This window comes from Vreelandella piezotolerans (genome assembly GCF_012427705.1).
GTDB classification, from domain to species: domain Bacteria; phylum Pseudomonadota; class Gammaproteobacteria; order Pseudomonadales; family Halomonadaceae; genus Vreelandella; species Vreelandella piezotolerans.
Map to the genome: position 1 here is coordinate 197,106 of NZ_CP048602.1, position 12,153 is coordinate 209,258.

The window sequence follows — 12,153 nt, forward strand, 5'->3', positions numbered from 1 at the left end:
TGATGGCTTTACGCGCTGCGTAAGCTTCCACGGCTGGCGGCGGGCTATCCCGCTGCCGGCCTTTTTCTGTTGTAATATGCTGCAAGGCAACAGCAGAAGCGCTGCGGTAAAAAGCAGCAAAACAGTAAGACCGTTGTTGTGAAGCGTACGTTGTTGTGACGCGTCAGTTGTGAAGCGCGAGTGATGTTGGCAAGCGACAGCAAAGCGCGAACAGCACTACTGTAACACTGTTATCTATCAAGATTTTTGACGGCGAGCTACCGATTTAGGAGCTTGCTGTCTGCGTCTGAAACGCCCGCGGGGCAGATGACCACGCATCGGTCACCCATGGTGAACAAGCTGGGGAATACAGATGGCTTACTCATATACTGAGAAAAAACGCATCCGCAAGGATTTCGGCAAACTGCCCCAAGTGATGGATGTGCCTTACTTGCTGGCCATCCAGCTTGATTCCTACTACGACTTTCTCCAGCAGGATCGTTCGCCCGACGAGCGCCACGAGGTTGGCCTGCACGCGGCGTTCAAGTCCGTGTTCCCGATCGAGAGCTTCTCAGGCAATGCGGCCCTGGAGTACGTGAGCTACCGTTTCGGTACGCCAGCGTTCGATGTCAAAGAGTGTCAGCTGCGTGGCGTGACCTATTCCGCTCCGCTGCGTGTCAAGGTTCGCTTGATCATCTACGATCGCGACTCTTCGAACAAGGCCATCAAAGACATCAAAGAGCAGGAAGTCTACATGGGGGAGATCCCCCTGATGACCGAGAACGGTACCTTCGTCATCAACGGTACTGAGCGGGTTATCGTTTCTCAGCTCCACCGTTCGCCCGGTGTGTTCTTCGATCACGACAAAGGCAAGAGCCACTCCTCAGGGAAGTTGCTCTACTCTGCTCGCGTGATTCCTTACCGTGGCTCTTGGCTCGACTTCGAGTTCGACCCGAAAGACAACGTCTTCGTGCGTATCGACCGCCGCCGCAAACTGCCGGCTTCGGTATTGATGCGTGCGCTGGGCATGAGCACCGAAGAGATCCTCGACGAATTCTTCGAAACCAGCAAGTTCCACATCGAGAAGAGCGGTTTCTCGGTGGAGCTGGTACCGTCACGTCTGCGCGGTGAAACGGCCACGTTCGACATCAAAGATGGCGAAGGCGGCGTCATCGTCGAAGAGGGCCGTCGGATCACTCAGAAGCACATTCGTCAGCTTGAAAAAGCCGGCCTTGAGCGTCTGGAAGTGCCGATGGAGTACCTGTTCGGCAAAACGCTGGCCAAAGACCAAATCGATACCAAAACCGGTGAGCTGATCTGCCCGTGTAACACGGAAATCACTCCGGAAGTCCTCGAGCGTATGGCGCAGGGCGGTATCACGCATATCGAAACCCTCTACACCAACGACCTCGACTGCGGTTCGTTCATTTCCGACACTCTGAAGCTGGATACCACCGGCTCTCAGTTGGAAGCGCTGGTCGAGATTTACCGCATGATGCGCCCCGGCGAGCCGCCCACCAAAGAGGCTGCCGAGACGCTGTTCCACAACCTGTTCTTCACCGAAGACCGCTACGACCTGTCGGGCGTTGGCCGGATGAAGTTCAACCGTCGCCTGCGCCGTGAATCCGACACGGGCTCTGGCGTATTGGATCGTAAAGACATCCTCGATGTCCTGCGTGAGCTGATCAATATCCGTAACGGCTTCGGCGACGTGGACGATATCGATCATCTGGGTAACCGTCGTATTCGCTGCGTGGGCGAAATGGCCGAGAACCAGTTCCGCGTCGGTCTGGTGCGCGTCGAGCGTGCGGTGAAAGAGCGCCTTTCCATGGCGGAAAGCGAAGGCCTGATGCCGCAAGACCTGATCAACGCCAAGCCGGTTGCGGCGGCGGTGAAAGAGTTCTTCGGCTCCAGTCAGCTGTCTCAGTTCATGGACCAGAACAACCCGCTCTCCGAGGTGACCCACAAGCGTCGTGTGTCGGCACTCGGCCCAGGTGGTCTAACCCGTGAGCGTGCAGGCTTCGAAGTGCGCGACGTACACGCCACGCACTATGGCCGTCTGTGCCCGATCGAGACGCCGGAAGGCCCGAACATTGGTCTGATCAACTCGCTGGCGACGTACAGCCACACCAATAGCTACGGCTTCCTGGAGACGCCTTACCGTAAGGTCGTCAATAGCCAGGTGACCGATGACGTGGTGCATCTCTCTGCCATCGAGGAGGGCGATTTCGTTATCGCCCAGGCCTCTGCTGCCGTAGATGAGTCTGGCAAGTTGAGCGATGACTTGGTGCAGGTGCGTCACCGTGGCGAGACGACCTTCATGCGTCCCGAACAGGTGACGCTGATGGACGTGTCTCCGCGTCAGGTCGTCTCCGTAGCCGCCGCGCTGATTCCGTTCCTCGAGCACGACGATGCCAACCGCGCCTTGATGGGTGCGAACATGCAGCGTCAGGCCGTTCCGACCCTGCGCGCCGACAAGCCGCTGGTCGGTACCGGCATGGAGCGTTTCGTGGCCCGTGACTCCGGCGTGTGTGCCGTGGCGCGCCGCGGCGGCGTCATTGACTCCGTCGACGCGCGTCGTGTGGTGGTGCGGGTCAACGAAGATGAAATCATCGGCGGTGAAGCCGGTGTCGACATCTACAACCTGACCAAGTACACCCGTTCCAACCAGAACACCTGCATGAACCAGCGCCCCATCGTGCGCCCTGGTGACAACGTGGCGCGTGGTGACATCCTCGCCGACGGTCCGTCCGTCGACATGGGTGACCTCGCGCTTGGCCAGAACATGCGTATCGCGTTCATGCCCTGGAACGGCTACAACTTCGAGGACTCCATCCTGCTCTCCGAGCGTGTGGTTCAAGAAGACCGTTTCACCACGATCCACATCCAGGAGCTGACCTGTGTGTCCCGCGACACCAAGTTGGGGCCGGAAGAGATCACCTCCGATATTCCCAACGTCGGTGAATCGGCGCTGGGCAAATTGGACGAAGCGGGCGTTGTTTACATTGGTGCCGAAGTCGGCCCCGGCGATATTCTGGTCGGTAAGGTCACGCCCAAAGGCGAAACCCAGCTGACGCCCGAAGAGAAGCTGCTGCGCGCCATCTTCGGTGAGAAAGCGTCTGACGTAAAAGATACCTCTCTGCGTGCTCCCACCGGCATGAAAGGGACGGTCATCGACGTTCAGGTCTTCACCCGTGACGGCGTCGAAAAAGACTCCCGTGCACTCTCCATCGAGCAGATGCAGCTGGACGAAGTGCGTAAGGATCTTCAAGAGACCTACCGCATCGCCGAAGATGCCACCTTTGAGCGTCTGAAGCGTACGCTGGCAGGTCAGGCCGTCAACGGCGGTCCGCAGCTGAAGAAAGGCGACGTGCTGGACGACGCGTATCTGGACGAACTGCCCCGTCAGCAGTGGTTCAAGCTGCGTATGCAGGACGAGTCCTACAACGAACTGCTGGCCCAGGCCGACGAGCAGCTCGAAAACCGTCGGAAAGAGATGGACGAGCGTTTCGAAGACAAGAAGCGCAAGTTGACCCAGGGCGATGACCTCGCGCCGGGCGTGCTGAAGATCGTCAAGGTCTATATGGCGGTCAAGCGTCGTATTCAGCCCGGTGACAAGATGGCCGGTCGTCACGGTAACAAAGGTGTTATCTCTGCGATCATGCCCATCGAAGACATGCCGTTCGACGAGAAGGGCGAGCCGGTGGACGTGGTACTGAACCCGCTGGGTGTACCGTCGCGTATGAACGTCGGTCAGATTCTGGAAACCCACCTGGGTATGGCGGCACGCGGCTTGGGTGTCAAAATCGACGCCATGCTGCGCGACGCCCGCGGTCAGCAAGTCGCTGAAATTCGTGACTTCCTGGGTCAGGTGTATAACACGCCGGGTACCCGCGTCGAGGATATCGACTCCTTGACCGATGACGAAGTCATCGCGCTGGCGAAGAACCTAAAGGGCGGTGTGCCCATGGCCACGCCGGTGTTCGACGGTGCCAAAGAGCACGAAATCAAGCACCTGCTGAAGCTGGCGGACATTCCGGAGTCGGGCCAAATGACGCTGTACGATGGCCGTACCGGCGATGCGTTTGACCGTCCGGTGACCGTTGGCTACATGTACATGCTGAAGCTCAACCACCTGGTAGACGACAAGATGCACGCGCGTTCTACCGGTTCTTACTCGCTTGTTACGCAGCAGCCGCTGGGTGGTAAGGCGCAGTTCGGTGGTCAGCGCTTTGGTGAGATGGAAGTGTGGGCGCTGGAAGCCTATGGCGCCGCGTACACGCTGCAAGAGATGCTCACCGTCAAGTCGGACGACGTCGAAGGCCGCACCAAGATGTACAAGAACATCGTGGATGGCGACCACACCATGCAGGCAGGCATGCCGGAATCCTTCAACGTACTCGTGAAGGAAATCCGCTCGCTGGGCATCGATATCGAGTTAGAGAGCTAGGAGCCGTCCCATGAAAGATTTGGTGAAAGTACTCAAATCGCAATCTCAGTCCGAAGAGTTTGACGCGATCAAGATTACCCTGGCGTCGCCGGACATGATTCGCTCCTGGTCCTTCGGCGAGGTGAAGAAGCCTGAGACCATCAACTACCGTACCTTTAAGCCGGAACGGGATGGTCTGTTCTGTGCCAAGATTTTCGGCCCGGTCAAAGACTACGAGTGCTTGTGCGGCAAATATAAGCGCATGAAGCACCGCGGCATCATCTGTGAGAAGTGTGGTGTCGAAGTCACCAAGGCGGCCGTGCGCCGTGAGCGCATGGGTCACATCGAACTGGCATCGCCGGTGGCTCACATTTGGTTTTTGAAATCCCTGCCGTCGCGTATCGGCATGTTCCTCGATATGACGCTGCGTGATATCGAGCGCGTGCTCTATTTCGAAAGCTTCGTGGTCATCGACCCCGGCATGACCACGCTGGAGCGTGGTCAGCTGCTCAACGACGAGCAGTACTTCGAAGCCTTGGAAGAGTTCGGCGACGACTTCGACGCCCGTATGGGGGCCGAAGCCGTTCAGGAGCTGCTCAAAGACATCGATCTGGAAGAAGAGATCAACACGCTGCGTGAAGAGATTCCGCAGACCAACTCTGAAACCAAGATCAAGAAGCTCTCCAAGCGCTTGAAGCTGCTGGAAGCGTTCTACCACTCCGGCAATGCGCCGGCGTGGATGGTCATGGAAGTGCTGCCCGTACTACCGCCGGACCTGCGTCCGTTGGTGCCGCTAGACGGTGGCCGTTTCGCGACCTCGGATCTCAACGACCTCTACCGTCGTGTGATCAACCGTAACAACCGTTTGAAGCGTCTGCTCGACCTCAATGCGCCCGACATCATCGTGCGTAACGAGAAGCGTATGCTGCAGGAAGCGGTCGACGCACTGCTGGATAACGGCCGCCGCGGCCGTGCCATCACGGGCTCTAACAAACGCCCGCTGAAATCCTTGGCCGACATGATCAAGGGTAAGCAGGGGCGTTTCCGTCAGAACCTGCTGGGTAAGCGCGTCGACTACTCCGGCCGTTCGGTGATCACCGTGGGCCCGACCCTGCGTCTGCACCAGTGCGGTCTGCCGAAGAAAATGGCGCTCGAGCTGTTCAAGCCGTTCATCTACTCCAAGCTGCAGTCGCTGGGCCATGCGTCCACGATCAAAGCCGCGAAGAAGATGGTCGAGCGCGAGCTGCCGGAAGTATGGGACATCCTGGCCGACGTCATTCGCGAACACCCGGTACTGCTCAACCGCGCGCCGACGCTGCACCGTCTGGGTATCCAGGCGTTCGAGCCGCTGCTGATCGAAGGTAAGGCGATTCAGCTGCACCCGCTCGTCTGTGCGGCCTACAACGCTGACTTCGACGGTGACCAGATGGCGGTTCACGTACCGCTGACGCTGGAAGCCCAGCTCGAAGCCCGCGCGCTGATGATGGCGACCAACAACGTGCTGTCGCCGGCCAACGGCGAGCCGATCATCGTACCGTCGCAGGACGTTGTTCTGGGTCTGTATTACATGACCCGTGAAAAGATCAACGCCAAGGGCGAAGGCATGGTGTTCTCCGACCTCAATGAGGTAGAGCGCGCCTTCGGCACACAGTCCGTGTCGCTGCATGCCCGCGTCAAGGTGCGTCTGGACGAAGTGGACGTCGACGAAGAGACTGGCGAGCGCTCCGAGCACCGCCGTCTTTACGACACCACCGTCGGTCGTGCGCTGCTGTTCCGCATTCTGCCGGAAGGCGTTCCGTTCGCGCTGATCGATCAGCCGATGAAGAAGAAGGCGATTTCCAGCCTGATCAACGAGGTATACCGTCGTGCGGGGCTGAAGCCCACTGTCATCTTCGCTGACCAGCTGATGTACACCGGCTTCCGTCTGGCGACCTGGTCCGGTGCCTCGATCGGTGTTAACGACTTCGTTATCCCCGATGCCAAGACCGAGATCGTTGATGCCGCTGAAGCAGAAGTCAAAGAGATCGAAGACCAGTTCTCCTCTGGCCTGGTAACCGCAGGCGAGAAGTACAACAAAGTTATCGATATCTGGTCCAAGGCGAACGATAAAGTTGCCAAGGCGATGATGGTGGGTATCTCGAAAGAGACGGTCGTTGATCGTGATGGTAACGACGTCGAGCAAGACTCGTTCAACAGCGTCTTCATCATGGCCGACTCCGGTGCTCGTGGTAGTGCCGCTCAGATCCGTCAGTTGGCGGGTATGCGTGGCCTGATGGCCAAGCCGGATGGCTCGATCATCGAAACGCCGATCGTGGCCAACTTCCGTGAAGGTCTGAACGTACTTCAGTACTTCATCTCGACCCACGGCGCACGTAAAGGTCTGGCGGATACGGCACTGAAAACGGCCAACTCCGGTTATCTGACTCGTCGTCTGGTAGACGTTGCTCAGGACTTGGTGATTACCGAGACTGACTGTGGCACCGAAAACGGCCTGACGCTGCACCCGATCATCGAGGGTGGCGATATCATCGTACCGCTGTCTCAGCGCGTACTGGGTCGTGTCGTCGCGCAGGACGTGGTCGATCCGAGTACCGAAGAAGTACTGATTCCGCGTAATACGCTGCTCGACGAGAAGTGGTGTGCCTCGCTGGACACCATGGGCGTTGACGAAATCGTCGTACGCTCCACGATTACCTGTGATACCGCTCACGGCGTGTGTTCCGCCTGTTACGGACGTGACCTTGCCCGTGGCCACCAGGTCAACATCGGTGAGTCCGTCGGTGTCATCGCCGCACAGTCGATCGGTGAGCCGGGTACCCAGCTGACCATGCGTACGTTCCACATCGGTGGTGCAGCATCGCGTTCGTCTGCGGTCGACAGCGTTCAGGTCAAGCACGGCGGTAAAGTGCGCCTGCATAACATCAAGCACGTTGAGCGTGCCGACGGCAAACTGGTCGTGGTCTCTCGTTCGAGCGCCTTGGCGGTTGCCGACGATCACGGTCGTGAGCGTGAGTACTACAAGCTGCCCTATGGTGCCGAGCTCTCCGTGCGCGATGGCGACGTGGTCGATGCCGGTGCTGTCGTAGCCAAGTGGGATCCGCACACCCACCCGATCATTGCGGAAGTGGAAGGTAAGGCGCAATTCATCGACCTCGATGAAGGTGTCACCATGCACCGCAGTGTCGATGAGATGACCGGTCTGTCGTCCATCGAAGTGATCGAGTCGGCCGCACGCCCAATGGCGGGTCGTGACAAGCGCCCGATGGTGATGCTGAAAGATGCCGCTGGTGAGTACGTATCCGTGTCCGGTTCCAATACGCCGGTTCAATACCTGCTACCGGGTAACTCCATCATCTCGGTGGACGACGGTGCGACCATCGGTGTAGGTGAGGTCGTTGCGCGTATCCCTGTCGAGGCGTCGGGTAACAAGGACATCACCGGTGGTCTGCCCCGCGTGGCTGACTTGTTCGAAGCGCGTAAACCCAAAGAGTCCGCTATTTTGGCGGAAATCAGCGGTGTGGTGAGCTTCGGTAAAGAGACCAAAGGTAAGCGTCGTTTGACGATTACGCCTGAGTCTGGCGATCCGTTTGAGGCGCTGATCCCGAAATGGCGTCAAATCGCCGTGTTCGAAGGCGAGACGGTCGAGAAGGGGGAGGTGATCTCCGATGGCCCAAGCAACCCGCACGATATCCTGCGTCTGCTGGGTGTCGCGGAGCTGGCCAAGTACATCACCGCCGAAGTACAGGACGTTTATCGTCTGCAGGGCGTAGGCATCAACGACAAGCACATCGAAGTCATCGTGCGTCAGATGCTGCGCAAGGTGGAGATCACCGATTCCGGCGACTCTGACTTCATTACCGGCGACCAGGCAGAACTGGTGCGCGTACTGGAGCAGAACGAGCGTCTGGAGAAAGAAGGCAAGTTCCCGGCCAAGTATCAGCGCTTGCTGCTGGGTATCACCAAGGCCAGCTTGGCCACTGAGTCGTTCATCTCCGCCGCGTCGTTCCAGGAAACGACCCGCGTACTGACCGAAGCAGCGGTAACCGGCAAGCGCGACTACCTGCGCGGCCTGAAAGAAAACGTGGTGGTTGGACGTCTGATTCCGGCAGGTACCGGTCTGACCCATCACGCAGAGCGTCGTCGCAAGCGCGAAGACGTAGAGCGTCTGTTCAATCCCTCGGCCACCGAGGTAGAGCAGGAGCTTGGCGCTCAGTTGACCGCCCTGGATTCAGACGACGATCTGTAACCAACGGTAGACAACGAGCAACACGAGTAGCTGGCCCAAAGAGCAGGGTCTTGTCGGCGAATACATCGGCAAGACTTGACGCCACCTGGGGTCAGCCTTTAGAATGCGCAGCCTTTAACAGTGGGGCGGGTGCGCCCGCATCCGCTGAAGGTACTTGTTAAAGGCTAAGGCAACCATTGGAGTCAGCTAAACACCATGGCAACGATTAATCAGCTAGTGCGCAAGCCGCGCAAGCGCCCCGTCACTAAAAGTGACGTGCCTGCGCTTCAGGCATGCCCGCAAAAGCGCGGCGTTTGTACGCGCGTTTACACCACCACCCCGAAGAAACCGAACTCGGCGCTGCGTAAGGTTTGCCGTGTGCGCCTGACCAACGGTTTTGAAGTCTCTTCTTACATCGGTGGTGAAGGTCACAACCTGCAAGAACACTCTGTTGTTCTGATCCGCGGCGGTCGTGTAAAGGATTTGCCCGGTGTGCGTTATCACACCGTTCGTGGCGCCCTGGACACCTCTGGCGTTCAGAACCGTAAGCAGGGTCGTTCTAAGTACGGTACTAAGCGTCCGAAGTCCTAAGACGTCTTATCGCAGCATCAAGGGCTGCGGCGTTACCTTTCACACGAATATATCGGTCTGATAAGAGTAAGGTCGGGCGGCGCAACGAGCGACGTGAGTCCCGGGTTTACCTGAAGGATCCTTAATTGAGGGCTTATCATGCCTAGAAGAAGAGTTGTAGCTAAACGCGAAATCCTGCCGGATCCCAAGTTCGGAAGTGAGCGTCTGGCGAAGTTCATGAACCACCTGATGGTCAGCGGCAAGAAGTCCGTAGCTGAGCGCATCGTATACGGTGCGTTGGACAAGGTTGCCGAGCGTAGTAAAGAAGAGCCGCTGGAAATCTTCGACAAAGCGCTGGAAACCATCCAGCCGATGGTCGAAGTTAAGTCTCGCCGCGTAGGTGGTGCGACCTATCAGGTGCCGGTTGAAGTTCGTCCGTCACGCCGTCAAGCGCTGGCAATGCGCTGGCTGGTAGACGCTGCGCGTCGTCGCGGTGAAAAAACGATGGTTCAGCGTCTGGCAGGTGAAATGCTGGATGCCGCTGAAGGTAAAGGTTCTGCCGTTAAGAAGCGTGAAGACGTACACCGCATGGCAGAAGCCAACAAGGCCTTCTCTCACTATCGTTTCTAAGCTCGGCGCTTCTAAGTTTGTGTCGCTTTTTGCCAGTTGCAGTGTGATTGAAAAGATGTTCGTCATGTTGCAACACGCCGCCGCTATCGTTGTCGATGGCGGCGGTGGCATAAGCAAAAAGTACACCGCTGGATTAACGAGCATCGCCAACTAACGGGAGTTTCACCGTGGCACGCAAGACTCCACTTAAGCGTTATCGCAACATCGGTATCGTGGCACACGTCGATGCGGGTAAAACCACAACGACCGAGCGCGTACTGTTCTACACCGGCCTTTCCCACAAAGTGGGTGAAGTGCATGACGGTGCGGCGACCATGGACTGGATGGAGCAGGAGCAGGAGCGTGGTATCACTATCACCTCGGCTGCAACGACCTGTTTCTGGCAGGGCATGAGTAAGCAGTTCGATGAGCACCGCATCAACATCATCGATACGCCTGGGCACGTTGACTTCACCATCGAAGTCGAGCGTTCTCTGCGCGTTCTCGATGGCGCGGTCGTCGTACTGTGCGGTTCCTCCGGCGTTCAGCCGCAGACCGAGACCGTATGGCGTCAGGCCAACAAATACGAAGTTCCGCGTATGGTATTCGTCAATAAGATGGACCGTACCGGCGCTGACTTCTTCATGGTTGTCAACCAGCTGAAAGAGCGTCTGGGTGCCAACGCTGTGCCGATCCAGATCAACTGGGGTACGGAAGAAGACTTCAAAGGCGTTATCGACCTGATCGAGATGAAAGCCATCTTGTGGGACGAAGAGAGCCTGGGCATGAACTTCGACCTCGTGGACATTCCGGCGGAGCTGCAAGAGACCGCTGAAGAGTACCGCGAGCAGATGGTCGAAGCGGCTGCCGAAGCCTCTGAAGAGCTGATGGACAAGTACCTTGAAGAAGGCGAGCTAACCGTCGCTGAAATCAAGGCAGGTCTGCGCGCTCGCACGCTGGCTAACGAGATCGTTCTGGTTACCTGTGGTTCTGCTTTCAAGAACAAAGGTGTTCAGGCGGTACTGGACGGCGTTATCGAGTACATGCCTTCGCCGACAGAAGTCAAGGCGATCGAAGGTGAGCTGGACGACAAAGACGGCACCGTCGCGACTCGTGAAGCAGACGATAGCGCTCCGTTCGCTGCACTAGCGTTCAAGATCGCCACCGACCCCTTCGTTGGTACGCTGACCTTCATTCGCGTCTACTCAGGCGTTCTGAAATCTGGTGACGGTGTCTACAACTCCGTGAAGCAGAAGAAAGAGCGCGTTGGTCGTATCGTTCAGATGCACGCCAACTCTCGCGAAGAGATCAAAGAAGTACTCGCAGGCGACATCGCTGCTTGTATCGGTCTGAAGGACGTCACTACAGGTGACACTCTGTGCGACATCGATAACAAAATCGTTCTCGAGCGCATGGAGTTCCCGGATCCGGTCATCTCGGTTGCCGTTGAGCCGAAATCCAAGGCCGACCAAGAGAAGATGGGCGTTGCGCTGGGTAAACTGGCTCAGGAAGACCCCTCTTTCCAGGTCAAGACCGACGAAGAGACCGGCCAAACCATCATCTCGGGTATGGGCGAGCTGCACCTGGACATCATCGTTGACCGTATGCGTCGCGAGTTCAAGGTAGAAGCGAACATCGGTAAGCCGCAGGTTGCCTACCGTGAAACGATTCGTGGCAGCGTCGAGCAGGAAGGTAAATTCGTACGTCAGTCCGGTGGTCGTGGTCAGTACGGTCACGTGTGGCTGCGTATCGAGCCGCTGACTGCAGAAGAGAAGGGTGAAGGCGAAGAAGAGATCTTCTTCAAGTTCAACTCTGAGATCGTAGGTGGTGTGGTTCCGAAGGAATACGTACCTGCGGTTGAGAAAGGTGCTTTCGAGCAGCTGCAAAATGGTGTCATCGCGGGTTACCCGATGATCGACGTCAAAGTATCGCTGTTCGATGGTTCCTACCATGACGTGGACTCTAACGAGACTGCGTTCAAGATTGCTTCTTCTATGGCAGTGAAAGAAGGTGCCAGGAAGGCCAAGGCCGTGCTGCTGGAGCCGGTGATGAAGGTCGAAGTCGTGACCCCCGAAGAGTTTATGGGTGACGTCATGGGCGACCTGAACCGTCGTCGCGGCCTGGTGCAGGGCATGGATGACTCTTCCTCTGGTAAAGTCATTCGTGCAACGGTGCCACTGGGTGAGATGTTCGGTTACGCAACCGATCTGCGCTCACAGACCCAGGGCCGTGCGAGCTACTCTATGGAGTTCGCGAAGTACGAGGAGGCGCCCTCCAGCGTCGTTGAAGCCGTCATCAACCAAAACGGTTAACCGTTAGCTAACGTAAAGAGGTTATAGCA

General features: G+C 57.6%; 5 protein-coding genes. All 5 read left to right on the plus strand.

The features are described 5' to 3' along the window. The first annotated feature begins 352 nt into the window (after nucleotides 1-352). The 5 genes from rpoB (at nucleotide 353) to fusA (ending at nucleotide 12,124) form a co-directional block, all read left to right on the plus strand. On the plus strand, nucleotides 353-4,429 hold the full coding sequence (gene rpoB, locus GYM47_RS00905) for a DNA-directed RNA polymerase subunit beta (protein WP_153843239.1): 4,077 nt from the start codon (nucleotides 353-355) through the stop codon (nucleotides 4,427-4,429). Nucleotides 4,430-4,439: 10 nt separating this feature from the next. Beyond that, entirely contained in the window at nucleotides 4,440-8,654 is a 4,215-nt protein-coding gene (gene rpoC, locus GYM47_RS00910; protein ID WP_153843238.1) for a DNA-directed RNA polymerase subunit beta', read from the plus strand. A gap of 195 nt (nucleotides 8,655-8,849) precedes the next feature. Then, entirely contained in the window at nucleotides 8,850-9,224 is a 375-nt protein-coding gene (rpsL, locus tag GYM47_RS00915) for a 30S ribosomal protein S12 (protein WP_009098973.1), read from the plus strand. 138 nt (nucleotides 9,225-9,362) lie between these two features. After that, nucleotides 9,363-9,833, plus strand: coding sequence for a 30S ribosomal protein S7 (rpsG, locus tag GYM47_RS00920; protein ID WP_016915771.1), 471 nt, complete (start codon nucleotides 9,363-9,365; stop codon nucleotides 9,831-9,833). A gap of 167 nt (nucleotides 9,834-10,000) precedes the next feature. After that, on the plus strand, nucleotides 10,001-12,124 hold the full coding sequence (gene fusA / locus GYM47_RS00925) for an elongation factor G (protein ID WP_139527869.1): 2,124 nt from the start codon (nucleotides 10,001-10,003) through the stop codon (nucleotides 12,122-12,124). Nucleotides 12,125-12,153 lie beyond the last annotated feature (29 nt).